At 72.3% G+C, this 24,246-nt stretch carries 18 protein-coding genes and 1 pseudogene; 4 read left to right on the forward strand and 15 right to left on the reverse strand.

Annotation, left to right across the window (positions count from 1 at the left end; all coding sequences use genetic code 11):
• Positions 1 to 3 precede the first annotated feature (3 nt).
• Positions 4 to 1,299 (reverse strand): MFS transporter, encoded by a 1,296-nt coding sequence (locus tag IE95_RS0105870; protein WP_030150706.1) that lies wholly within the window; start codon positions 1,297 to 1,299, stop codon positions 4 to 6.
• A 53-nt stretch (positions 1,300 to 1,352) separates the two neighbouring features.
• On the opposite strand from IE95_RS0105870, the gene IE95_RS0105875 reads away from it, so the two are divergent.
• The 3 genes from IE95_RS0105875 to IE95_RS0105885 all read left to right on the forward strand — a co-directional run bounded on the left by IE95_RS0105875 (position 1,353) and on the right by IE95_RS0105885 (position 7,746).
• Positions 1,353 to 1,958: an ArsR/SmtB family transcription factor gene (locus IE95_RS0105875; protein ID WP_240666426.1), complete on the forward strand. Its 606-nt coding sequence runs from the start codon at positions 1,353 to 1,355 to the stop codon at positions 1,956 to 1,958.
• 241 nt (positions 1,959 to 2,199) lie between these two features.
• On the forward strand, positions 2,200 to 5,397 hold the full coding sequence (locus tag IE95_RS0105880; protein ID WP_206053368.1) for a 3-keto-alpha-glucoside-1,2-lyase-like domain-containing protein: 3,198 nt from the start codon (positions 2,200 to 2,202) through the stop codon (positions 5,395 to 5,397).
• A 159-nt stretch (positions 5,398 to 5,556) separates the two neighbouring features.
• Entirely contained in the window at positions 5,557 to 7,746 is a 2,190-nt protein-coding gene (locus IE95_RS0105885; RefSeq protein ID WP_051702796.1) for an MMPL family transporter, read from the forward strand.
• Here IE95_RS0105885 and galK read toward each other — a convergent pair.
• The 14 genes and pseudogenes from galK to IE95_RS0105955 all read right to left on the reverse strand — a co-directional run bounded on the left by galK (position 7,723) and on the right by IE95_RS0105955 (position 23,042).
• Complete coding sequence (galK, locus tag IE95_RS20825) at positions 7,723 to 9,039, reverse strand: galactokinase (protein ID WP_420849263.1); 1,317 nt, start codon at positions 9,037 to 9,039, stop codon at positions 7,723 to 7,725. The two genes, IE95_RS0105885 and galK, sit on opposite strands and share 24 nt — an antisense overlap.
• A pseudogene (galT, locus tag IE95_RS21025) lies at positions 9,013 to 10,206 on the reverse strand (galactose-1-phosphate uridylyltransferase); the annotation flags it as partial. The gene galK and the pseudogene galT, both read right to left, overlap by 27 nt.
• On the reverse strand, positions 10,203 to 11,057 hold the full coding sequence (locus IE95_RS0105900) for a DeoR/GlpR family DNA-binding transcription regulator (RefSeq protein WP_030150711.1): 855 nt from the start codon (positions 11,055 to 11,057) through the stop codon (positions 10,203 to 10,205). The gene IE95_RS0105900 and the pseudogene galT, both read right to left, overlap by 4 nt.
• A gap of 187 nt (positions 11,058 to 11,244) precedes the next feature.
• Positions 11,245 to 12,534, reverse strand: a complete 1,290-nt coding sequence (locus IE95_RS0105905; protein ID WP_084689875.1) for an ABC transporter permease — start codon at positions 12,532 to 12,534, stop codon at positions 11,245 to 11,247.
• The gene (locus tag IE95_RS0105910; protein ID WP_051702841.1) at positions 12,531 to 13,187 is read right to left on the reverse strand and encodes an ABC transporter ATP-binding protein; all 657 of its coding nucleotides are present in this window, start codon (positions 13,185 to 13,187) and stop codon (positions 12,531 to 12,533) included. Before IE95_RS0105910 ends, IE95_RS0105905 begins: the two co-directional genes overlap by 4 nt.
• A gap of 155 nt (positions 13,188 to 13,342) precedes the next feature.
• The gene (locus tag IE95_RS0105915) at positions 13,343 to 14,992 is read right to left on the reverse strand and encodes an efflux RND transporter periplasmic adaptor subunit (protein WP_051702797.1); all 1,650 of its coding nucleotides are present in this window, start codon (positions 14,990 to 14,992) and stop codon (positions 13,343 to 13,345) included.
• On the reverse strand, positions 14,989 to 15,966 hold the full coding sequence (locus IE95_RS0105920; protein WP_030150715.1) for a hypothetical protein: 978 nt from the start codon (positions 15,964 to 15,966) through the stop codon (positions 14,989 to 14,991). The genes IE95_RS0105915 and IE95_RS0105920 overlap by 4 nt, the downstream gene beginning before the upstream one ends.
• Before the next feature lie 80 nt (positions 15,967 to 16,046).
• Positions 16,047 to 16,292 (reverse strand): hypothetical protein, encoded by a 246-nt coding sequence (locus IE95_RS0105925; RefSeq protein WP_030150716.1) that lies wholly within the window; start codon positions 16,290 to 16,292, stop codon positions 16,047 to 16,049.
• 118 nt (positions 16,293 to 16,410) lie between these two features.
• A complete protein-coding gene (locus IE95_RS0105930; RefSeq protein WP_030150717.1) occupies positions 16,411 to 17,610 on the reverse strand; it encodes an ABC transporter permease in 1,200 nt (399 codons plus the stop codon).
• On the reverse strand, positions 17,607 to 18,494 hold the full coding sequence (locus IE95_RS0105935) for an ABC transporter ATP-binding protein (RefSeq protein ID WP_084689876.1): 888 nt from the start codon (positions 18,492 to 18,494) through the stop codon (positions 17,607 to 17,609). The genes IE95_RS0105930 and IE95_RS0105935 overlap by 4 nt, the downstream gene beginning before the upstream one ends.
• Complete coding sequence (locus IE95_RS0105940) at positions 18,491 to 19,546, reverse strand: permuted SH3 domain-containing protein (protein WP_129429410.1); 1,056 nt, start codon at positions 19,544 to 19,546, stop codon at positions 18,491 to 18,493. Before IE95_RS0105940 ends, IE95_RS0105935 begins: the two co-directional genes overlap by 4 nt.
• A gap of 316 nt (positions 19,547 to 19,862) precedes the next feature.
• Positions 19,863 to 21,026 (reverse strand): Mrp/NBP35 family ATP-binding protein, encoded by a 1,164-nt coding sequence (locus IE95_RS0105945; RefSeq protein WP_129429409.1) that lies wholly within the window; start codon positions 21,024 to 21,026, stop codon positions 19,863 to 19,865.
• A gap of 44 nt (positions 21,027 to 21,070) precedes the next feature.
• Positions 21,071 to 21,727 (reverse strand): DUF1003 domain-containing protein, encoded by a 657-nt coding sequence (locus IE95_RS0105950; protein ID WP_084689877.1) that lies wholly within the window; start codon positions 21,725 to 21,727, stop codon positions 21,071 to 21,073.
• Complete coding sequence (locus tag IE95_RS0105955; protein WP_051702798.1) at positions 21,720 to 23,042, reverse strand: magnesium transporter MgtE N-terminal domain-containing protein; 1,323 nt, start codon at positions 23,040 to 23,042, stop codon at positions 21,720 to 21,722. Before IE95_RS0105955 ends, IE95_RS0105950 begins: the two co-directional genes overlap by 8 nt.
• A 248-nt stretch (positions 23,043 to 23,290) precedes the next feature.
• On the opposite strand from IE95_RS0105955, the gene IE95_RS0105960 reads away from it, so the two are divergent.
• Entirely contained in the window at positions 23,291 to 24,190 is a 900-nt protein-coding gene (locus IE95_RS0105960) for a DeoR/GlpR family DNA-binding transcription regulator (RefSeq protein WP_051702799.1), read from the forward strand.
• Positions 24,191 to 24,246 lie beyond the last annotated feature (56 nt).

A 24,246-nucleotide genomic window follows, 5' to 3' on the forward strand; every position in this document is an offset into this window, starting at 1 on the left:
TCGTCAGCCGCGGGCCGGGACGGGCAGCTCGGTCATGCGGGACAGCGGTGACAGCAGCACGGGCAGCGCCCCGAGCGACATGACGAGCGTCCCGACCCACAGGGCGGGCGCCACGCCCCACACGGTCCCGATCCACCCGCCGAGCAGCCCGCCGATCGGGATGGGGCCCCACACGAGGAACCGGGCAGAGGCGTTCATGCGGCCCAGCAACGCAGGCGGGCAGAGCCGCTGGCGGAAGCTCACCTGCGCGACGTTGTAGACGACGACGGCGAGGTTGAAGGCGAAGCCCCCGAAGACGAGCACCGCCGGTACGAGGGCGTCCGCGGCACCTGTGGTCGCCACCCAGGCCGCCGCGGGCGTGATCGCGTACGCGATGCCCGAGAAGACGGCCGAGACGGGGATGATCCGCGCCGGTCCGACCCGCCGCGCCGCGCGGTCGGCCAGGACCGCACCGAGCAGGCCGCCGGCCGCGCTCGCCGAGAGCACGACGCCGTAGGTCGCCGTCCCGACGTCGAGCGTGCGCAGCGCGTAGATCACCACGACCGCGTTGCCGATCGCACCGCCCAGGTTGCTGAGCGACGTGCACGCGAGGATGCGGCGGAGCAGGGGCTCGCTCGCGACGAAGCGGAGCCCCTCGGCGATCTCGGTGCGCAGGGGGCGGCGTGCCGCCGGGTCGGGGAGGTCCTCGTGGTGGCGGATCCGCGAGACGGCGAGCGCGCTCGCGAGGTAGGTGCCGACGGTCGCGACCATGACGAGCGGCGCGGACAGGACGCGCAGCGCGATGCCGCCGATCGCCGGTCCGGCGATCATCGCGACGGACTGGGTCGCCTGGAGCTTGGAGTTTCCCTCGACGACGTGGTCGAGCCCGACGAGCCCGGGGACGTAGCTCTGGTGCGCGACGTCGAAGAAGAGGCTGAACGTGCTGATGACGACGGCCGCGCCGATGAGCAGCCCCATGCTGGCCTGGTCGGTCAGGGCGGCGACGACCACGACCGACAGGATCGCGGCGCGTGCGAGGTCCGCTGCGACGAGGACCCGGCGCTTGCGCATCCGGTCGACCCAGGCCCCGGCGGGCAGGCTGAGCAGGAGGAAGGCCGCGGTCTCGGCGGCGTTGAGGGCGCCCATCTGCCACTCGGTCGCGTGCAGGTGGGACACGGCGAAGATCGGCAGGACGAAGCCCGTGAGCTGCGCGCCGAGCTGGCCCAGCGCGTCACCGCCCCAGAGGTGCCGGAAGTCGCGGTGGTGGACCAGGCTGCGCGGGGGAGCGACGGTGCTCACCGCGGGCTCGTCGGACGTCATGGGGTCAGCCTGCTGCAAGTGATTGAGAAATGTCAATCAGTTAGCCTGTGGGGGTGACCTCCGATCGTGCGGCTTCGCCCGCGCCGCCCTCGCCCGTGCGGCCCCCCGTCAAGCGCGCCGGTGTCCACGCACCGACCGCGGAGCTGCCGACGACCGGTGGCTCGGTCGCCGACCGGGACGCCGACGCGCGCGCCCTCGCGTCGACGCTCCGGGTGCGGATCCTGCGCATCTGCCTCGACGAGGCGCGGACCAACAAGGAGATCGCCCAGGCGCTCGGGAAGAACCCGGCGACGACGCTCCATCACGTCAGGACGCTCGTGGCTCGCGGGTTCCTGGCGGCGCAGCCCGAGCGGGTGGGGGCGAGGGGGGCGCGGGAGGTGCCGTACCTCGCGACGGGCAAGTCCTGGACCGCGGACCTGGGGCCTGGAGGGCATCGAGTGCTGCTTGACGCGTTCCTGGAGGAGCTGGCCGCGGCTGATCCCGCGACCGTCGACATGGGCAGGCTCGGCCTGCGGCTCGACGCCGCTGGGCGTGAGGAGCTGTCGCAGCGGCTCAACGAGGTCCTCGAGGACTTCCGGCAGCGCGAGCCTGCGACGGGTGGCGAGCCGTGGTCGGTGTTCGTCGCGATCCACCACGACGCGAGCCGCGACCCGCGCTGAGGTGATCCGCCGATGGCGCGATCCCGGAATCTGTTGACTGACATTCGACTTTTGGTTGACAGCAGGCAGAAGCCTCCTTAGGGTCCGAGAGTCAACGCTGACTCGTCTTCAAGGAGGAAGAACTCCAGTGCGAACCCCCTCACGCCATCGAAGAGGCCTCTCAGGCCTGCTCGGAGCTTCCCTGCTCGTACCCCTCGCCTTCGCCGGAGCACTCCCGTCGGCACAGGCTGCCGACACCGAGATGGAGCCCGGCGTCACGCTGCGCACGTTCCAGCTCGCCCAGGACCCCGGGTCCGTGTGCACCCTCAAGTCGGGCACCACGCCCAACGTCGACAAGCTCATGCCGACGATCGACTGGAGCACGCCCGAGCACTTCGGCGCCTCGGACCGCTTCATCACGCACGCGCTCGCGACGCTCACGGTCCCGGCCGAGGGTGAGTACACGTTCCGCGTGACGAACGACGACGGCGCGCTCGTCTACGTCGACGACCAGCTCCTCCTCGAGAACGACGGCCCGAACGACTCGACCTCGGTCGAGGGGGCGATCACTCTCGCCGAAGGTGCTCACGACCTGCGGGTCGAGTACTACGAGGGCACCGACAAGCAGCGCCTGACGCTCGCGTGGAAGACCCCGGGGTCCTCGACGTTCGAGGTCGTCCCGACGTCGGCCCTGAGCACCGAGGCGAACGTCGTGCGGGTCACCGCGCCCGGCAACAAGTACTGCGAGGGAGCCACGGACACCTCGGGCGACGGTCTGCGCCTGGACACGGTCAACCCGAACTACGAGCTGATCGACCTGCGCCCCGCGGGCTTCGAGCCCAAGGTCTCGGGCCTCGCGTTCACACCGGACGAGAAGCTGGCCGTCGTGACCACGGGCGACGTGAGCTCCGGCGGCTGGCGGCCCGACCCGACGACCGGTGAGGTGTACCTCCTCGACGGCGTGATCGACGCGACCGGACCCGAGGACGTCACCGTCACGAAGGTCGCGGACAAGCTGCTCAACCCGATGGGCATCGAGGTCATCGAGGACTCGATCTTCGTCTCCGAGCGGTACCAGCTCACGCAGCTCACCGACCCGGACGGCGACGGCTTCTACGACACGCACACGAAGATCGCCGGGTGGCCCGACGGCGGCAACTTCCACGAGTTCGCGTTCGGCCTGATCCACGACGAGGACTACTTCTACGTCAACCTCTCCGTCGCGATCGACAACGGCGGCGCGACGACCACCCCGCAGCCTGCCGCCAACCGTGGCACGGCGATCAAGATCGACCGCGCGACGGGCGAGGTCACCTACGTCGCGGGCGGCCTGCGCACGCCGAACGGCATCGGCTTCGGCCCCGAGGGCGAGATCTTCGGGACGGACAACCAGGGCGCGTGGCTGCCCGCGAACAAGCTCGTGCACATCGAGCAGGACAAGTTCTTCAACCACTTCACCACCCCGGCCGGGCCGTTCGACGCGAACCCCGTGTCCCAGCCCGCGCTGTGGCTCCCGCAGAACGAGATCGCCAACTCCCCGGGCAACCCGATCCTCGTGCAGGACGGCGAGTTCGCCGGCCAGATGCTCCTCGGCGACGTCACGTACGGCGGCCTCCAGCGCGCGTTCCTCGAGAAGGTCGACGGCGAGTTCCAGGGGGCGGTCTTCCGCCACACCGCGGGCCTCGAGGTCGGCGCCAACCGCGTCATCACCGGCCCCGACGGCGCGCTGTACGTCGGCGGGACGGGCGAGGGCGGCAACTGGGGCGAGTCCGGCAAGCTGCGGTTCGGCCTGCAGAAGCTCGCCACGGTGAACGAGGACTCCTTCGACATGAAGGAGATGCGCGTCGTCGAGGGCGGGTTCGAGATCGAGTACACCGACCCGGTGTCCGACGCCGTCGTCGCGAAGCTGGCCGACGCCTACCGCCTCACGCAGTGGCGCTACGTGCCGACCCAGCAGTACGGCGGTCCCAAGGTCGACGAGCAGCCGCTGTTCGTCACGGACGCCACCGTCTCCGAGGACCGCACCACGGTCACGCTCGCGGTCGACGGTCTCAAGCCCGGCCACGTCGTGCACCTGCGCTCCCCGCGCCCGTTCGCCTCGGACGAGGGCGCCGAGCTCCTGAGCACCGAGGCCTGGTACACCCTCAACTCGCTGCCCGGCTACGTCGCCCCGGCGGACCGCGGCTGGTACGAGGCCGAGGAGGCGCAGCCGCTCGGTGGCTCGAGCCTCGGCTCGGACCACAGCAACTACTCCGGCGCGGGCTTCGCCGCCGGGATGCAGAACGTCGGCTCGGGCCGCACGTTCGCCGTGACGGTCCCCGAGGCGGGCACCTACCCGCTCAACCTGCGCTACGCGAACGGCATCCACCCGTACACCGAGCTGCGCGCCAAGAACGTCTCGCTCTACGTCAACGGCCAGAAGGTCGGCCCGTGGACGCTGCCCACGACCGGCGACTGGAAGGTGTGGGAGACGATCACGCGTGACGTCGACCTCGTGGCCGGGCACAACGCGATCACCCTCAGGTACGACCAGGGTGACCAGGGCAACGTGAACCTGGACGTGCTGTCGATCGGGCAGGACCCCGACATCTGCTCCCCGGCAGAGGTCGAGGAGGGCTACCGCGGCATCTTCGACGGTACCCTCGCGAGCCTGGCCGACTGGAAGCTCGCGGGCGCCGGGACGTTCGGTCGTCAGGACGACTGCTCGATCCGCACCAACGGCGGCATGGGACTGCTCTGGTACACGGCCCAGGAGCTCGAGGAGTACTCGCTCAAGCTCGACTGGAAGCTCGTCAAGGACGACAACGGCGGCGTCTTCGTCGGCTTCCCGAACCCCGGCAACGACCCCTGGGTCGCGGTCAACCAGGGCTACGAGATCCAGATCGACGCGAGCGACGCGGCCGACCGCACCACGGGCGCGATCTACACGTTCCAGGGTGCTGACGCGGCGGCCGTGACCGCGGCCCTCAAGCCCGTGGGGCAGTGGAACGCGTACGACATCCGGGTCGAGGGGGACCGCATCCGGATCTACCTCAACGACGTGCTCGTCAACGACTTCACGAGCACCGACCCGGCGCGCGACCTGTCGAGCGGGTTCATCGGCATCCAGAACCACGGCAACGGTGAGACGGTCTCCTACCGCAACATCCGCGTCAAGGACCTGGCGGCCGAGCCCGAGCCCGAGCTCGCGGTGTCGGTGACCGTCCAGCCCAAGTGCGTCGCGGGCAAGGTCATGCTCACCGTGCGTGCCGTCAACGACGACACGGTGCCGGTCGACGTCGTGCTCAGCACGCCGTTCGGCAAGAAGACGATGGTCGGCGTGCTGCCGGGCAAGTCGGCTCAGCAGTCGTTCTCGACCCGCTCGACCTCGGTCGAGGCCGGGACGGCGACCGTGACGGCGGGCGCCGGGGACAAGGAGGTCGTGGTCGAGACGGCCTACGACGCGTCGAGCTGTGGCTGACGTGACATCCCCCCGCTGAGTGCATGATTCGGCTGCGACACGCCCGGCGTGTCGCAGCCGAATCATGCACCCACCACGACAGGCGCCTGCGGCGTCTGTCACCATCTGCTGGGGCGTCGACGACGACGTCCCACCGTGTCGTGGAGAGGACGTCGACCCATGCTCGCGCTCCTGGGACGGGTCATGGCCCGGCACCGCATCATCGTGCTCGTCGTGTGGGGAGTGGTCGCGCTGGTCGGCGCGGTGGTCGGTGGCGGGGTCTTCGACCGCACGACCGCGGTCGACAGCCTGGCGCCCGGTGCGCCGTCGGCCCGGGCGCAGGCGCTGCTCGACGAGCTCGACCCGCAGGGCGAGACCCTCACGGCGTTCGTCGGCGGGGTCGACTTCTTCACGCCCTCGCTCGTCGAGAGCGGGACCCGCGTGATGCACGAGGTCCGAGAGATCCCGGGCGTGCTGGAGGTCTCGGACGCCTTCACGTCAGGTGGCCTGATCTCGGACGACGGCCTCGGTTCGCTCGTCCTGGTCGAGCTGGACCACGACCTCACGGACGAGCAGGCGCTCGTCGTCGGTGACCGTGTGGCGGCTGCTCTCCGGACCATCGACGCACCCGAGGTGGTCGTGGGCGGGGAGCTCATGGCCGAGCGGACGTTCGCCGACATCGCGACGGCCGACGCCGTGGTGGGGGAGTCGGTCGCCCTCGTGGTGCTGTGCGTCGTCCTGGTGCTCGTGCTGGGCGGCCTGCGGGCCGGTCTGGCGCCGATCGTCGCCGCGCTCGCGTCGATCGCGGCCTCGCTCCTCGGGCTGAGCGCGCTCGCGGGCGCGGTGCCCGTGAGCGAGTTCGCGGTCAACGTCGTGACGCTCCTGGGCCTCGGCCTGGCCGTCGACTACAGCCTTCTGGTGGTCGTGCGGTTCCGGGAGGAGCGCGAGGCGGCCCCCGAGGCGACGCTCGAGGAGCTGCTGGCCCGGACCGTGTCGACCGCGGGCCGGGCGGTCCTCGTCTCGGGGCTCGCGGTCGCGTCGGCGCTCGGTGGGCTGCTCGTCCTGGCGGACCCCCTGCTCGCGAGCATGGCGCTGGGCGGTCTGCTCGTGGTCGCGCTCACGACGCTCGCCGGGCTCACGCTCGTGCCGGCCCTGGTCGCCGTGCTGCACGCGTCGATCCCTGCCCCACGGACCCGGACCTGGGTCCGCCGCCGCACGGGGCGCGGTCCCGGTCTGCTCGCGCGGTCCGCGGCGTTCGCCCAGCGGCGCCCCGTGGCCGTCACGCTCGGGTCGACGGCGGTCCTCCTGCTCCTGAGCGCACCGCTGGCCTCGCTCGCGCTGGGGGCCTCGGACGCGCGGTCCCTGCCGCCGGGGACGCCCGAGCGGGTCGCGCAGGAGAGGATCGAGCAGGACTTCGAGGTCCTGGGCGTCCAACCGGTCGAGCTCGTGCTGGGGGCGTCCGTCGAGGACCCCGAGGTCCAGTCGTTCCTCGACGCGGTCTACGCGCTGCCCGGTGTCGAGGACGTCGAGCACCTCACCGGTTTCCCGCCCGACGTGACGGTCGCCGAGGCCACCCCGGCGGGCACGGCGACGGGTGAGGCGGCGCAGGCCCTGGTCCGGGACGTCCGGGCGATGGATGTCCCGTTCTCGGTGCAGGTCGCGGGCCCCGCGGCCGAGCTGGTCGACGCGACGCAGCAGTCGCGCGACCGGCTGCCCTGGGCGTTCGCCGTGGTCGTGCTGCCCGCGATGCTCCTGCTGGGCTGGCTCACCCGGTCGGTCGTGGTGCCGCTCAAGGCGCTGTTCCTGAACCTGCTCGCCCTGACCGCGTCGTTGGGCGTGCTGGTCGCGGTCTTCCAGTGGGGCTGGGGTGCGCGGCTGCTGGGCTTCGAACCGACGGGCACGATCGACGCCACGAGTCCGGCGCTGCTGTTCGTCTTCCTGTTCGGCCTGTCGATGGACTACGAGGTGTTCCTCCTCGCGCGCATCGGGGAGGAGTGGCGCCGTCGGACGGCGGACGACCGCGGTGCGAACGACCGGGCGGTCCTCGCGGGCGTCGTGGCGTCCGGTCCCGTGATCACGGTCGCGGCGGTGTCTATCGGGATCGTGTTCGCGGGCTTCGCGCTGGGCGACCTCGTGGCCATGAAGGAGATCGGGGTGGGGATGGCGGTCGCGGTCCTGCTCGACGTCACGATCGTCCGTGGCCTGCTGCTGCCTGCCTCGATGTCGCTCCTGGGTCGCTGGAACTGGTGGTTCCCGGGTGGGCGACCGCGCCCTGGCCCTCGCGTCGGGCCGGGCGGGGTGCGCGGCGAGGAGTCCTCGCCGCGCACCCTCGTGGGCAGCGGGGCGTCAGCAGGCGCCGGCCGGGGCTGACGGCACGGCCAGCAGGAACCCGGGTGCGCCGAGCCCTGCCCGGGCGAAGGCTGCGGTCACGGCGTCCGCGACGGCTTCGGCGCGGTCGGCCGGGACGAGCGCGATGGCCGACCCGCCGAACCCGCCGCCCGTCATGCGGGCTCCCAGGGCACCGGCGTCGCGCGCGGCCTCGACTGCGACGTCGAGCTCGGTCGCGGAGACCTCGTAGTCGTCGCGCAGGGACGCGTGGGACGCGTCGAGCAGCGGCCCGACGTCGGAGGCTCGCCCTGCGCGCAGCAGCGACACCAGGTCCTGGGTCCGGGCGATCTCGGTCACCACGTGCCGGACGCGGCGGCGCGAGACGTCGTCGGGCAGGCGGTCGAGCGCTGCACCGAGGGCCTCGGCGAACGCAGCGTCGCCCTCCGCGGCGGCGATGACCGTGTCTGCGAGCTCGCGGAGGTTCGCGAGGCCCAGCGTCGTGGCGGCCGCCTCGCACGTCGCTCGTCGCTGTGCGTACTGGCCGTCGACCAGCGCGTGCTCGGCACGGGTGTCGATCACGAGCAGCGCGAGCCCCTCGGCCGCGAGGTCGAACGGGATCTGTTCGACGGCGCGGGCCGGGTCGAGCCCCGGGCGGCAGTCGAGGAGCAGAGCGTGACCCGGTGCGCAGCGCAACGAGGCCGACTGGTCCATGCCGCCCGTCGGTGCGCCCGCGATCTCGTTCTCGGCGCGGATCGCGGCGGCCGCCAGGGCCGCGCGTCCGGCGTCGGTGGCCGCGAGGCCCAGGCCTGCGACGTCGTCGATACCCACCGCGACCGAGCACTCGAGCGCGGCCGACGACGACAGGCCCGCACCGTAGGGCACGCACGAGTCGATCACGGCGTCGAAGCCGCGCACCTGCGCCGCCGACCCGCCCGTCGCCTGGAGGTGCTGCCCGAGGGCCCACGCGACCCCGGCCACGTACGCGGCCCAGCCGGTCACGGCTCCCGGCGCGACGTCCTCGAGCCGCCCGGTCCACGCAGCACCGGGCTCCTGGGTCGAGGCGAGGCGCACGACCGAGTCGGTCCGGGGGCGCAGCGCGACGTACGTGCGGTGGGGGAGCGCTATGGGCAGGCACAGCCCGGCGTTGTAGTCGGTGTGCTCGCCGATGATGTTGACGCGCCCGGGTGCCGCGTAGACGCGGACGTCCTCTGCGTCGTCGGCCGAGAAGACCTCCGCGAAGGCCTGTCGGACGCGGTCCGCACCGACGTCGTCGGGCCAGGACTCGACCCACTGCGCGGCCGGGGCCGGGGCGAGGGCCTGCAGGCGCGCGGCGATCCGCTCGGGCGTGGTGTCGCTGACCCATGCGCCCATGCCGGACTCGGATCCAGCGAGGTACTTGAGCTTGCCCGGCGCGCGCAGGACCGAGAAGACCTGCAGGTGCAGGCGCGACAGGTCGCGTCCCTCGCGCACCGGGGCCTGGTGCCAGGCCGCGATGTAGGGCAGGGCGACGGGCGCGCCACCCGGCCCCTCGAAGAACAGGTCGAGGCGACGCAGGAGCTCGAGGTAGGCGACCGCGAGGTCGTCGCGCTCGGCGCCCGAGAGCGCGGGCAGGTCGGGCACGTCGCGGCGCGGCGCGAGGTGCACCTCGACGGGCCAGCGGGCCGCGAACGGGACGTAGGCGACCCAGTGCTCGGTCTCCAGGACGATGCGGCGGCCGTCGGCGAGCTCGGCGTCGAGGACGTCGCGCAGCAGGTTGCCGCCCGTGCGTTCGTGGTGCGCGCGGGCCTGGGCGAGCATCGCGCGGGTCGTGGGCGTGAGGTACGGGTAGCCGTAGATCTGGCCGTGCGGGTGGTGGAGCGTGACCCCGATCTCCTGGCCGCGGTTCTCGAAGCAGAAGACCTGCTCGACGCCCGGCTCACGCCCGAGCGCCTCGGTGCGGTCGGCCCAGGCGTCGATGACGGTGCGCACGCGCTGCGGGGGCAGCGCGCCGAACGAGGAGGTGTGGTCGCTCGAGAAGACGATGACCTCGCAGCGGCCCGACGCCGGCGCGCGGGTCTCGAGCGTGCCCTCGCCACCGAAGAAGCCGTCCGGCGCACCTGTGCCGTCGGAGACGCCTGGCACGAACTGCAGCGACGGGAAGCGGTTCTCGAAGACCACGACGTCGTAGTCGGTGTCGGGGATCTCGCCGTCCGAGTAGGCAGCGCCGGGGCGGGCGGGGCACAGCGGGCACGAGTCCGCCGCGGGCAGGAACGTGCGGTTCATGCGGTGCGCGGCCATCGGGATCCAGTCGCCCGAGAGCGGGTCGAGGCGCATCTCGGGGCCGGTGTACGGGTGCTCGTGCCCGTCGGGTCCGGTCACGGGGGCGAAACGGTCGCCCAGCGGGCGGGGGTCGTCGAGCCGTCGCGTGAGCTCGCCCGAGACGTACGCGGGGGAGTCGTCGAAGTAGACGAGCTCGCGGCCGTCGGCCAGACGGGTCAGGGTGCGGCGCAGGTGCTGGTTCATCGGGAGGTACGACCGTCCTGGGATGCGGGGGTGGGTGGGGTCTGGGCGGGCCGGGTCGGGCGAGGGGTCTCGTCGTGCGTGGCGACCACGACCTGTCCGACGACGTCGCGCACCGCCTCCTGGTCGGGCGCCGGGAGGGCGTCGTCGGTCACGAGGACGTCGACCTGGTCGAGCCGGGCGAAGACGCTCAGGCCCGTGGTGCTCCACTTGGAGTGGTCGGCCAGGACGACCGTCCGGCCGGCGATCGCGACGAGGGCGCGGTTGGTCGCGGCCTCGTCCAGGTTCGGCGTCGTCAGCCCGGCCTCGACGCTCACGCCGTGCGCGCCCAGGAAGGTCTGGTCGACGCGCAGGCTCGCGAGCGCGGCCTCGGTGAGGGGCCCGACCAGGGCGTCCGACGGCGTCCGGGAGCCTCCGGTGAGGACGGTCTCGAGCCGGGGGTCGCCCGTGCGGTGCAGGGCCTCGGCGACCGGGAGCGAGTTCGTCACGACGGTCAGCGGCCGCAGGGCGGCGTCCGCCGCGATCTCCACGGCGAGGAGGTGCGTCGTGGTGCCGGCGGACAGGGCGATCGAGGACCCGGGGGAGACGAGGCGCGCGGCGGTACGCGCGATCGCTCGTTTCTCGTCGAGCGCGAGCGTGCTCTTGGCCTCGAACCCCGGCTCGTGCGACGTGGCCTGCGGCGAGACCGCGCCGCCGTGGACCTTGCGGAGCAGCCCCTGGTCGGCGAGCTCGAGCAGGTCCCGGCGGACCGTCATGTCGGAGACGCCGAGCTCCTGGGTGAGGTCGGCGATCCGGACGGCGCCGTGGTCGCGGAGGCCCGCGAGGATGCGTTCGTGGCGCTGGGAGGCGAGCATGCAGCCATGGTGACACATTCAAACAGAAACGAACAACATTGAACATGAGGGGTGTGGCGGCCCGGATACCCGGATGCCCGGATGCCCGGGTGCTGGCGGGCGTGGGCCGCCCACGCCCGGCGCCCGCAGCCGACGACGGCCGGTCACCCGCACGGGGTGACCGGCCGTCAGGTGGCGCTTCGTCAGGTCAGATGCCCCCGCGCAGCGCGGCGATCGGCTCGATCGCCGCTGCCTTGAGCGCGGGATAGGTCCCCGCGAGCAGGCCGATCACGCCTCCCAGGAAGGCTGAACCGATCGCCATACGGATGTCGAGGATGGGGGTCCACTCCTGGGCGACCGAGACGACCACCACCGTGAACACCCCCAGCGACGCACCGACCAGACCCCCGAGCAGCCCGATGACCACGGACTCCACGACGAACTGACCGGCGATGTCCCGCTTGGTCGCGCCGAGGGCACGACGCAGACCGATCTCCCCGACCCGTTCCATGACCGACAGCAGCGTGACGTTCGCGATCCCGAGACCGCCCACGAGGAGGGCGATCCCGCCCAGCGCCAGGAAGATCGCGTTGATGTCCGCCTGGACGTTCTCCTGGAGCGCAGATCCGCTCACCGGCGCCTGGACCTTGAACGAGGTGGGCGCGTTGGGGTCGAGAGTGACGGGGCCCTGTTCCGCGACCAGGGAACCTGCTCCGGTCTCGATGTGGATCTGCAGCTCCTCGGGCGCGCCGACGGCGAAGTCCTGTCGCGCGGTGCCGACGGGGAGCACCACCGCGTCGAGAAGGTCCGTCCGTCGCTTCACGTCGCCGAAGATCCCGATGACGGTGTACGCGTCCTCACCGATGAAGATCGACGGCTGGCTGTCGACGCGGTTGACACCGAGGCTCTCCGCAGCGCGCTCGCCCAGCACCACGACCCGGTCGCTGCGCGCGTCGTGCCCGCTGTCGAAGAAACGTCCGACCACGATCCGCCCCCGCACGGCGTCGACGAGACCGCCGGAGCCCGCGACGACCACGGGGCTCGCCTTCTCGGCGACCGAGGGATCGTTGACCGGGACGGCGGTGACCCGTCGGTCCTCGATGTCGACCTGTGCCACGAGCCCGGCGGCGACGACCCCGTTGACCTGGGCCACACGGTCCGCGCCGTCCCACGGGATGCGCCCCTTGGGGCGCGCCTCGTCCCCGGTGCCGGCCTTCGCCGGGGTGATGACGACCTGGGTCGCGGCGACGGCGTCGAACTGGCGGCTGATCTGGCCCGCGGCGGTCTGTGCGAGCCCGACCGTGATCACGACCGACGCGATGCCGAGGACCGTGCCGAGGATCGTCAGGACCAGACGCCCGGGGCGGGCGCCGATCCCGTGCGCGGCCTCGGCGAAGAGGTCGCGGGCGTTGAACCGGTCACGAGCCCGGCTACGGTGGATCCGCTCCTTCGTCGCCCGCCTCGGTAGACGCGCAGCCAACGCGTCGAACGCCCTCATCGGTCGAGCTCCGTGAGCCGGCCGTCGGCGATACGCACCCGACGCTGCGCCCGGGCGGAGACCGCCGGGTCGTGGGTGATGACGACGAGCGTGAGCCCGTCGGCGTGCAGCTCGTCGAACAGCTCCATGATCTCGACCGAGTTGGTCGAGTCCAGGTTGCCCGTCGGCTCGTCGGCGAGGAGCAGGTGCGGGCTCGCGACCACGGCACGGGCGACCGCGACACGCTGGCGCTCGCCGCCCGAGAGCGTGGTCGGCGTGAAGTCGACCCGGTGCGACAGGTGGACCCGGTCCAGGGCCGCCCGCGCACGCTCCTGCCTCTCCCCCCGTGGCACGCCGCTGTACAGCGTCGCGAGGAGGACGTTGTCGAGCACGGTGCGGTGCGGGAGCAGGTGGAAGGACTGGAAGACGAAGCCGATCCGGCCGCCCCGCAGGGCCGAGCGCACCGACTCGGACGCGCGCCCGGTCGCCACTCCGTCCAGCAGGTAGTCCCCGGAGGTCGGGCGGTCCAGGAGCCCCAGGAGGTTCAGGAGCGTCGACTTGCCGGACCCGGACGGTCCGATGATCGACAGGTAGTCGCCCGGGTCGATCCGCAGGTTCACCGAGGTCAGGGCGTCCACGACGGGCGGACCGGGAAAGCTCCGGGTCACGTCCACGAGCTCGACGACAGCGGGAGGCGTGACTGCCGCGGTGCCTGGACCCGCGCCTTCCTCCCCGTGGCCGGGTGCCGTGAGCGCGCCCGGGGGCTCGTCGAGGACGGACGAGGGTGGACCGGCCGACCCGTTCAGGCCGAGCCAGTCGATGTCCCCGGTCACTTGCCGACCACCACCTTGTCACCGGGCTCGAGAGGAACGTCCGACGAGACGATCTCGACGAACCCGCCCGCAGCGAGGCCGGTCTTCACCGGTACGAGGTCGGTCGCCCGATCCTTCTCCGTGCCGGTGCTCTCCGCACCGGGAGCGCCGCGCAGCACCTCGACCCGTGACTCGCCACCAGGTCCGGCGGTCAGCGCCGCGACCGGCACGGCGAGCACCTCTCCGGCCGTCGAGCTCACCGGGATCGTGAGGCGGACGTTGCTCCCCTGCAGGAGCGTGATCTGCTCCGGTGTCAGTGCGTCCGGTGCGAGCGAGACCGTGAAGCGGGCGCCCTTCTTCGCGTCGGCGTTCGACTCCCCGCCCTCGGTGTCGGCCTTGCGGGCCTCGACCGAGGTCACGGTCGCCGTCCCCTGCGAGTCGTCCGGCAGCACGAAGGTCGCCGTGGCCCCGGGGGCGAGGAGCTCGGCGTCGGACGAACCGGCCGACGCCTCGATGACGAGAGTCGCCCCGGAGACCGCCATGACGGGGCCCGAGACGGTCGCGCCACGTTCCACGAGCACCTCGTCGACGCGTCGCGGCAGGCTGGCGAGGAAGAGGACCTCGCTCGCAGGCAGCGCGGTCAGCGTCTCCGTGCGGGCCTCGCCCAGGGCCCTCTTGGCGTCGTCGAGCTGGCGCTGCGCGTTCGTGACCGCGGCCGTCTGTGCCGCGACGTCCTTCGGCTTGTCGAGCGCGGCTCGCTCCGCGCGCGCGAGCGCGAGCGCGTCCTGGGCACCCGCGACGTCCCCGGGCTGGGGCGGGGTCCCGGGGTCTGCGGCGGGGTCCGGCGTGCCGGCCTGCGCCGCGGCCAGGTTCCTCTCGGCCTCGCGCACGGCGTTGTCCGCCGTCAGCTTCTCGACCTCGGTCGCGCCACCCTTCGAGGCGGAGAGCTCCGCGCGGGCCGACGTGAGCGCCTCCTCGGCGTCCCGGACCCCTCGTGAGGCCGACTCCACGCCGTCCTTGGCCTCGTCACCGCTCGTCGGCGACGGGTACCCGACGTTGGCGTAGAGCTTGTCGACGGCGGCCGCCGTCGCGGCGTCGTAGATGTCGCTGCCGCCGTTGCCCGGGTTGATCCCGACAGCGGTGAGCGCTGCCTTGAGCTGGGCGACGTCAGGCCCGGACACCCCGACCCGCAGGGTCCGGTACGCGGGGAGGTCGCCGGGGAGGACGATGACCGGACGTCCCGAGACCTCCAGCGCGATCGAGGCCTGCCCGAGCTCGGCCCCGAGCGCGGGGACCTGCCCGGTCACGATCGCGGGGCCGCTGAGGTCGGCGGTCTCGACCTTCACCTGGACGGCGTCGTCGTACTTGACGTCTCCGCGCAGCGTCACGTCGTTCGCGATGAGCTTCTTCTCGACGGGGACGGTGATGAGCCCGGCCGCGGGTGCCTTCGCGTCGGCAGCGGCCTGTGCGGGCGAGACGACCAGGCGGCTCACGATGATGCCCGCCAGGAGGCTCAGCACGGCGATCCCCGCCACGAGCCAGATGAGGCGGTGGCCCCGCAGCCCGGTCCCGGGTGTCGGTGCGGCCGCCCCGCCCGCCGGTGGACCCTCACCGTCGGTCGCCGGTGCACCGACGGCGCGGTCCCCGCGGGAGCGAGAGAACTTCACTTCTCGAGCTCCTTGTAGGCGGCGGCCACGCGGTCCAGGAGGTCCTTGTTCTCGTCGACGAACGTCTTCTCGAGCTCGAACTGGACCGTGCGGTGGACGTCCTGGTAGTCGACCTCCTCCTGGCAGGCGTAGTCGGCCACGGCAGTGCTCCTCTCCTCCTCCTGGAGCGCAGTCAGCTCGTCCTCGCTGGGGCCCTCGCCGGTCTCGTTGTCGTACAGGGCGTTGGACGCTTCCACGAAGTAGTCGATGGCTGCCTGCGGGGTGGCGTGGTCCAGTCCGGCCTCAGCCATGCAGTCGGACCACTTCGCGGTGACCTCGGTCAGCTTCGGCGACTTCTCGACGTCCTCGTAGAGCGTGGTGACGGCGTCGTTGAACGCAGTCATCTCCTCGGACTCCCAGAGCGCCTGCTCGCCACCGCTCGCCTCGTCCTGGGCGATGCCCTGGCAGCCCATCTCTTCCGGGGTGAACTGCGGCATCTCGCCGTTCTCGTCGGGCTCGACCGAGCTCATCGCACCGTAGAGGGCCTCGTAGTAGGCGTTCATCTCGGTCTCGGACATCGACTCCAGGTACGCCTGGTTGGGGTCGACGTACGAGTCCATCTCGGCCTGCTCCTCCTCGGTCGGCTCCTGGTAGATGGTCATGCCGTAGCCGTACTCGGCGGCGTACTCCTCCGGGTCGCGCTCCTCCTCGTCGAAGGTGACCATGCCGGCACTGTGGTCGACCGGGATGTACTCGAAGCCCTGCTCGACCATGCAGGCGGCCGTGAGCTCCTCGGTCTTGCGGGTCTGCTCGTCCCACTTCTTCTGCTGCTCCTCCGAGTCGAAGTCGCCGCTGATGGACTGGTAGAACGCCGTCAGCGGGCTGTCCTCGTCGGCGGAGGGCGTGTCGGTGCCACCCCCGCAGGCGGTGAGCAGGAGCACCCCGGTGATGCTCAGTGCCGTGATCCCGGTGTTCCGTGTCGAGGGTCGACGCATGGTGCTTTCCTTTGGTGGGTGGGGAGGGGAGGGGTGATGCGAGGGCTGCGGCGAGCCCGGCGGCGGACCGTCGGACGCGCTCACGGTCTGGAGGTCCGTCCCGAGAGGTTCCCGAACGTGGCGACGACCGACCGCGGTTCGTCGTCGGGGCGGGGGAAGCCGACGGTCCCGGTGACGGACATGCCGTCGGACCGCTGCTCGTGAGCGGTCGCGAGCAGCGGGTCGATCCGGAACTCGATCGGCGCCCCGGAGGTCTGCGGGGCCCTCGCGGGCGCTCGACGGGTGCACCCGAGCCCGTACGGCCGCGTGGATGACGGCAGGTTCATGCGGTGTCCCCCCTAGGACAGTCGTGTCGACACTGCGCGCGGTCTCACCCGCGGTGTTTCGTCGGGCTCCTGGGTGGGCGTGCGCAGCGTTGCGGCACGCCCACCCAGGAGCGTCGGGTCAGTACCTGATGGCGTCGATCACCTTGACCCGGACCGCGACGAGCGCGGGGATCAGGCCGGCGAGGGCGCCCACGCTGACCGCCGCGACCATGCCGGTCACGGCCGCGGAGACCGGGAAGCCCGGCCGGTCCTGGACGGGCGAGCCCATCATGGTGTCGAGCGGGACGTTGTGCAGGATCACGACCGCGAGCGAGACCCCGACGACGCCCGCCACGACGGTCGCGACGACGCTCTCCATGAGCACCGAGAAGAAGACGCGACCCGAGGACGCGCCGAAGCTGCGGCGGATGCCGATCTCCCGGATCCGGTAGCGCACCGTGACGAGCGCGATGTTGACCAGCCCGAGGCCGCCCAGCAGGAGCGCGACCGCGCTCACGCCCAGGATGACCCACTTGGTGGCCCCGTCGATCATGTTCATGTCCGGGCTGTCCATGCGGGACACGTCGACCTGCGCTCCGGCGATGGCGCCGGACAGGTCGCGGCGGACCGCGTCGGTGAGCGCGTCGACCGTGTCGGTCGGGACCCAGAGCTCGAGCGACGGCGGGCCCGTGTTCATGAGCGACTCGGGGGTGCTCCATCGCAGCTTGGACTCGACGAGCATGTACGCGGCCGGCGGCTCGCCCGGCCAGGTGTTGGCGTAGGAACCGATGATCGTCGCCTCGACCGGGTTCTCTCCGCCGATCGTGATCGTCGGATGGTCCTCGATGCGCTGGCCGAGCGCGTCGAGGAACGCCTGGTTGACGACGAGCGCGGGGGAGAGGTTGTCGGCGTCGCTCTCGGTGAACCACCGGCCGCCGTCCACCACGAAGCGGTGCATGGTGGCCCAGTCGGCGCTGACCGCGTTCGTCTGCGTCGGCATGGCCCCGCCGGGGAAGCGGAAGGTGGTCTCGGACCACATGACCATCGACGAGTACTCGACCTCGTAGCGGGCCGTGATGTCCTCGTAGGCCGCGACGTACTCCTCGACGCCCGGGATCTCCTGACCCGTCGGGTACGCCGAGACGCTGAGCGTCGCGGGGCGACCGCTCCACCGCTCGTTGGCCTCGGCAGACACCTGGCGCAGCATGTCGCCCGCCGCCGTGATGGTGGTGATCGCGCAGACCGCCACGGCCACCCCGACGAGCGCGAGCAGCACCCGGAGCTTGTGGACCCGCAGCTCGTCCCACGCCTCGGCCAGGGCGCCGAAGAAGCCGGTCACGAGGCCACCACCGAGTCGTCGAAGAGCCCGTCGACCCCGGTGCCGGGGCGGGGCGCGCCGACCGGCTCGACCGTCGCCGTCGCCGCGGACGCGACCGAGCCCAGCGTGACGGCGACGTGCTCGGCCTGGTGGTCCTCGCCGTCGGGCACGCGCTCCACGCCGGAGCCCAGGCCGTCGAGCGAGCCCGCGCTGCGGGCGCCGATCGCGATGGGCGTGAGGACGCCCTCGGCGAGCCGAAAGTGACGCTTGGCGCGCGAGGCGACCGCGAGGTCGTGCGTGATGGCGATCAGGGCGGACCCGTTCTCCTGGGCGATCGTGTCGAGCAGGTCCATGACCTCGCCACCCGTGTCGACGTCGAGGGCCCCCGTGGGCTCGTCCGCGAGGATGACGCGCGGGCCGCGGACCAGCGCTCGGGCGATCGCGACACGCTGCTGCTCGCCGCCCGAGAGCTTCTCCGGCATGGTGTCGAGGCGGTCGCCGAGGCCGACGCGCTCGAGCATCTCGGCCGCGAGGCGCTTGCGAGCCCAGAACTGCTTGCCCTGCGCGTAGAGGAGGGGAGCGGCGACGTTCTCGAGCGCCGTGCGCGCCTGGAGCAGGTTGAACTGCTGGAACACGAAGCCGAAGTCCGCGCCGCGCCGACGCGCGCGCACCCGCCCCGAGAGGCGGCCGATCGGCACGCCGTCGAGCAGGAACTCACCCGCCGTGGGGGTGTCGAGCAGGCCCAGGATGTTGAGCAGCGTGGACTTGCCGGTCCCGGACCGGCCGACGATCGAGACGTGCTCGCCCGCGTCGACCGTGAGGTCGATCCCGCGCAGGATCTCCAGGATCCGGTCGTCGGGCAGGCGGACCGACCGGGTCACGCCGTGCAGCTCGAGCAGGCTCATCCGACCGAGCCCCCGTACATCATCATGCCCTCGTCGACCGGGGCGACGTCCTGGCCGGGCACGAACTGGAGCACGAGGTCGCCCTCCGCGAGGCCCTCGACGATCTGCACCTGGGTACCGTCGGTGATGCCGAGCTTCACGGCCGTCTCGACGGGCTCGCCGCCCTCCTCTCCCGCGAGCCAGACGTTGCCCGTCTCGACCGAGCCCTGGACCGCGGTGATGGGGACGAGCAGCGCGTCCTCCGCCGAACCCGCGGTGACCTCGAGCTTGGCCGCGAGCCCGGCGAAGACCGTGACGTCCCCGGGGACGGCGCACGTGATCGACGCCGACGGCGTCGCACCGGGCTCGGCGCCCGTCGGGTCTGCGCCCTCGGCAGGTGCCGCAGCGGCCGTTCCCATGCGCAGGCCGGTGCACGTGAAGGGCGCCGGCCCGCCGGTGACCGTCACGATCGCCTCGGTGGGGATCGTCAGGAGGCGGAACTGCTGCTCGGGCAGCATCGACGCGGACACCGACAGCGTGCCGGGGGAGACCGTCGCGAACGTCTCGCCGACCGCGACCTCCTGGTCCTTGATCGCGGTGAACGTCGCGACCGTCCCGGCCGTCGTGGCCTTCATGGTGGTCCTGGTGACCTTGGGCTTGCGCTCGGTCACCTTCTCCTCGCCCGTCTCCTTGTTCGTGGTGACGAGAGGCTCCTGGGGCGTCTCGAGGGTGACCTCGAGCAGCGGGGCACCGACCGCGACGACGTCGCCGACCTTGGCGTGCACCGCGGTGACCTTGCCGAGCTGCGTGACCTTCTCCGCGCTCGCCGGGTCCGCGACGACCTGGCCCGTGAGGGTCACGGTGTTGGTGATGGGCCCCTTGGCCACGGCCACCTGCGGCAACGTGACCACCGCCGAGGGGGACTCGGTGTCGCCCTCGGCCTGGGGGGCGGACTTGAAGGCGATCACGACGAGGGTGACGGCGATCACCGCCCAGATCACGATGCGAAGGGCTGGGAAGATGATCCGGCGGGTGACGCCCACGGCAGGTCTCCAGGTGAATCCGATGAGCACGAGGCTCAAGGTCTTGGCATGCTCCGGGAAGCCTAGGGGGGCCGATTCGGCCCGCGTATCCACCTCAGGTATGAGATGTCTGCGCAGAAGATCACGATCAGGTGTGGTTCCTGCCGTGATGCGTTGTCGATGCCCCCCTGGGCGACCGGCACTGGTCACGCTTCTGACGAACGATGAGCGCACCCTACACCCTGGACGGGTGTGCCAGGTTCACGGTCCTGGGGCCGCGCGCCGGGGACCTGTCGCCGGACACGACGAAGGCCCACCCCTGCGGGAGCGGGCCCTCGTGGTCGTCCGGGCGGCGAGACGGTCCAGGTCAGACGGGCGAGAGGCCCAGCCGTCGGCCTGCGAGGCCGCGGCTGCGGGCGGCCAGGCTGCGCGCGACGCCGCGCAGCGCGACGGCCGCGGGGGAGTCGGGGTCGGAGAGCGTCACGGGGGTGCCCGCGTCCCCGGCCTCGCGCAGCGACATGTCCAGAGGGACCTGCCCGAGCAGCTCGACCGGCCCACCCGTCGCGGCCGTGAGGTTCTCCGCGACCTTGGCGCCGCCGCCTGCGCCGAACAGCTCGAGCCGGGACCCGTCGGGCTGCTCGAGCCACGACATGTTCTCGACGACGCCGACGACGCCCTGCTGGGTCTGCGTCGCGATCGAGCCCGCACGCTCCGCGACCTCGGCGGCCGCGACCTGCGGGGTCGTCACGACGAGGATCTCGCTGGTCGGCAGGAGCTGCGCGACCGAGATCGCGATGTCGCCCGTGCCGGGCGGCAGGTCGAGCAGCAGGACGTCGAGGTCCCCCCAGTAGACGTCGGCGAGGAACTGCTGGAGCGCGCGGTGCAGCATGGGTCCGCGCCAGATCACGGGCTGGCCCTGCGGCACGAACATGCCGATCGAGACGACCTTGACCCCGTGGGCGACGGGCGGCAGGAGCATGTTGTCGACGCGCGTGGGCTGGCGGTCCACACCGAGCATGCGGGGGATCGAGAAGCCGTAGATGTCGGCGTCGACCACACCCACGCTGAGCCCGTCCGCGGCCAGCGCGACCGCGAGGTTCGCGGTGACCGAGGACTTGCCGACGCCGCCCTTGCCCGACGCGATCGCGTACACCTTGGTCAGGGAGTCGGGCTTCGCGAACGGGATCTCGGGCTCGCCGACGCCGCCGCGCAGCATGGTGCGCAGCGCGGTGCGCTGCTCGGCGCTCATGACGCCGAGGTCGACGTGCACCTCGCCCACGCCCGGCACGGTCCGCGCCGCGGCCGTGACGTCCTTGACGAGGGTCGACTTCATGGGGCAGCCCGCCACGGTCAGGTCGATGCCGACGACGACGCGCGCGCCGCCCCCGTCGTCACCCGTCACCTCGACCGAGCGGACCATCCCGAGCTCGGTGACGGGGCGCCGGATCTCCGGGTCCATCACCTGGGTCAGGGCCGTCCGGACGAGGTCCTCGAGTACGTCGGTCGTGGGTGTTGCGGAGCCGCCAGCCATGGGCCCCATCCTAAGCGGCCGGTGAGCGTGCGAGGAGGGGCGCCCTACTGCTCGGTCGGTGCGTCCGGCCCGCGGCGCCCCGTGGTGGCGCGGCGCCCGTCGCGGTTCGTGCCGCGACCGGAGGAACGCGGCAGCGGGGAGTCGAGCCCGCCCCGGCCGGAGGCGGAGCCCGACGAGCCCGCGCCGCCCGCCCGGCCCGCGTCGGCGGCCTCTGCCGCGCGCTCGGTCTCCTTCTCGTCGAGCTCCTCGAGCAGGTTGCGGATCTCGGAGCGCACGAAGTCGCGCGTCGCGACCTCGTTGAGCGCGATGCGCAGCGCGGCCATCTCGCGTGCAAGGTACTCGGTGTCGGCGAGGTTGCGCTCGCCGCGCTGGCGGTCCTGCTCGGCGCTCACGCGGTCGCGGTCGGTCTGGCGGTTCTGCGCGAGCAGGATGAGGGGGGCCGAGTACGACGCCTGGAGCGAGAGCATGAGCGTCAGGGCTGTGAAGCCCAGGGCCGCGGAGTCGAAGCGCAGCGACTCGGGCCCCCAGGTGTTGAAGCCCAGCCACAGGAGGCAGAACACCGTCATGTAGAGCAGGAACCGCGGGGTGCCCATGAAGCGGGCGATGCCCTCGGAGATCTTGCCGAACGCGTCCTGCTCGACGCGCACGCGTGGCAGGAGGGTGCGGCGCGCGGCCTTGGGCGTGTCGAGGCGCTCAGCCACGGAGGCCTCCTCGGCGGATCGGGACGGCCGAGGACGCGGGGGTCTGCGTGCCGAGGCTCGACTCGTCGGCGTCGTCGTCGGTCTCGCGCCAGTCGTCGGGCAGCATGTGGTCGAGCACGTCGTCGACGCTGATGGCGCCGAGCAGGCGCTTCTCGTCGTCGAGCACGGGCAGGGCCAGCAGGTCGTACGCCGCGAGCAGGCGCGTGACGCGCCCGAGCGGCGCGTCGGGGCGCACCCACTCGATGTCGGAGTCGAGCACCGACCCGACCGACACGTGCGGGGGCTCGCGCAGGAGCTTCTGGAAGTGCACGACGCCGAGGAAGCGCCCGGTGGGCGTCTCGAGCGGGGGGCGCACGACGAACACGAGCGCGGCGAGCGCGGGCGGCAGGTCCTGCCGGCGGATCTGCGCGAGAGCGGTGGCGATCGTGGTCTCGGGGCCGAGGACCACGGGCTCGGTCGTCATGAGGCCGCCCGCGGTGTCCTCGTCGTACGCGAGGAGCCGGCGCACGTCGCGCGCCTCCTCGGGCTCCATGAGCTCGAGGAGCTCGGCCGCCTGCTCCTGGGGGAGCTCGTGGAGGAGGTCGGCGGCGTCGTCGGGCTGCATGGCCTCCAGGACGTCGGCCGCGCGGTCGGTGTCGAGGCCCGAGAGGATCGCGACCTGGTCGTCCTCGGGGAGCTCCTCGAGGACGTCGGCGAGGCGCTCGTTGTCGAGTGCCGTGGCGACCTCGAGGCGGCGCGTGTCGCCGAGGTCGTGCAGGACGTCGGCGAGGTCGGCGGGCTTGAGGTCGTCGTACGCCGCGAGCAGGCGGGCGGCGCCCTGGGTCTCGGGCGTCCCGGCGAGGCCCGTGACCGCGCCGATCTCGACGACGAACGCGTCGCCGCGCCGCCGGATCCCCAGCGCGCCCGGGGTCGTGTGGCGGCGCACGAAGAGCTGGTTGACGAGCCAGTCGCCCGTGCGCTGCTTCTCGATCGAGAGGTCCTCGACCGTCGCGGACCCGGAGCCGTCGACGAACTGCACGGTCCGGTCGAGCAGCTCGCTCACCGCGAGGGTCTCCATGGCGCGCTGCTCGAAGCGGCGCATGTTCACCAGGCCGGTGCTGATGACCTGTCCCGCGTCGATGCTCGTGACGCGGGTCAGGGGGAGGAAGACGCGCCGTCGCCCGGGCACCTCGACCACGAGGCCGACGGCCCGCGGGGCCCCCTTGGGGCGGAGGAGGACGACGACGTCACGCACGCGTCCGACCTGGTCACCGAGGGGGTCGAACACCGCCGTGCCAGCCAGGCGCGCGACGAAGACGCGGGTAGTTGCACTCACGTCGCAAGACTACGCACCGCTCGGTGCGGTGGCGCTCCGACCGTCCGGGGACCTGGAGGAGAGGAGGTGCCGACCATGTGCTGACCGTGTGCCGAGCGGTCGGGTAGTGGCGACGTGCTGGACGCCCGCGATGATCTCTGATTGAATCTGACATTAATAGACGCGAATCCGTCAGAATCAATCAGGCAGGCCCTGAGGTGGTCCGGCTCGCAGCGCAGGCGCTGCGGCCCCGAGGCAGGGAGAGACGCATGGCACGCCACGAGGACCCGGCCGTCGGCGACGCACCGGGGGGGCTCAGCAAGTCCGTCCGGTGGGAACGCATGCTCGCGCTGCTCGCCGACCGGCAGCGGCTGTCCGTGACGGAGGTGTCCGAGCAGTTCGGCATCTCCGAGTCGACTGTGCGCCGTGACTTCGACCAGATGGCCGACCGGCGCCTCGCGCACCGCACCCACGGCGGCGTCGTCGCAGCGTCCGTCGCCTACGGCCTGCCCGGTCGGTACGGCCAGCAGGTCGACGACCGCCAGCTCGTGGCCGAGGCCGCCGCGCGGCTGGTCGCGGAGCGTCACACCGGCCAGCCCGTCGTCGGCTTCAACGGCGGCCGCACCACGACGCTCGTCGCCAAGGCGCTCGGTGAGATCTCCGACCAGGCGTCCGAGCAGGCGGCCCGGCACGGCGAGCACGTCTACACCGTCGTCACGAGCGCCCTCAACATCGCGACCGACCTCGTGCTGCGTCCCCAGGTGCGCATGGTGTGCCTGGGGGGCACCGCCCGCGCGCAGTCCTACGAGCTCACGGGACCCCTGGCCGTGACGATGGCCCGGAGCCTGTGGCTCGACGTGCTCGTCGTCGGGATGGTCGGCATCGACGTGCACGCCGGGCTCACGTGCGCCGACCCCGACGAGGCAGGGGTCACGACCGCACTGGTCGAGCACTCGCGTGCCGTGGTCGCCGTCGGGACCTCCGACAAGCTCGGGGTCCGCTCGTTCGCACAGATCTGCGACCTCTCCGCCGTCACCACGCTCGTCACCGACGCAGGCGCGACCGAGGCGCAGCTCGCCCCCCTGCGGGACGCCGGGATCGAGGTCGTCGTCGTCCCCACGGCACCTCCCTCACCTCCCACCGTCCCGTCCACGACGTCCGCACCATGACGGACGCCGGGCGCGCGCGGTCCGCGCACCCGGTGGCCCCACCAGAAGGGTTCGAC

It is taken from the genome of Oerskovia turbata (assembly GCF_000718325.1).
GTDB lineage: Bacteria > Actinomycetota > Actinomycetes > Actinomycetales > Cellulomonadaceae > Oerskovia > Oerskovia turbata.

Coding starts and splice junctions, on each gene's coding strand:
- IE95_RS0105870 (WP_030150706.1), bottom strand. CDS start 1,299: ATGACGTCCGACGAGCCCGCGGTGAGCACCGTCGCTCCCCCGCGCAGC.
- IE95_RS0105880 (WP_206053368.1), top strand. CDS start 2,200: ATGGAGCCCGGCGTCACGCTGCGCACGTTCCAGCTCGCCCAGGACCCC.
- IE95_RS0105885 (WP_051702796.1), top strand. CDS start 5,557: ATGCTCGCGCTCCTGGGACGGGTCATGGCCCGGCACCGCATCATCGTG.
- IE95_RS0105900 (WP_030150711.1), bottom strand. CDS start 11,057: ATGCTCGCCTCCCAGCGCCACGAACGCATCCTCGCGGGCCTCCGCGAC.
- IE95_RS0105905 (WP_084689875.1), bottom strand. CDS start 12,534: ATGAGGGCGTTCGACGCGTTGGCTGCGCGTCTACCGAGGCGGGCGACG.
- IE95_RS0105920 (WP_030150715.1), bottom strand. CDS start 15,966: ATGCGTCGACCCTCGACACGGAACACCGGGATCACGGCACTGAGCATC.
- IE95_RS0105925 (WP_030150716.1), bottom strand. CDS start 16,292: ATGAACCTGCCGTCATCCACGCGGCCGTACGGGCTCGGGTGCACCCGT.
- IE95_RS0105935 (WP_084689876.1), bottom strand. CDS start 18,494: ATGAGCCTGCTCGAGCTGCACGGCGTGACCCGGTCGGTCCGCCTGCCC.
- IE95_RS0105945 (WP_129429409.1), bottom strand. CDS start 21,026: ATGGCTGGCGGCTCCGCAACACCCACGACCGACGTACTCGAGGACCTC.
- IE95_RS0105960 (WP_051702799.1), top strand. CDS start 23,291: ATGGCACGCCACGAGGACCCGGCCGTCGGCGACGCACCGGGGGGGCTC.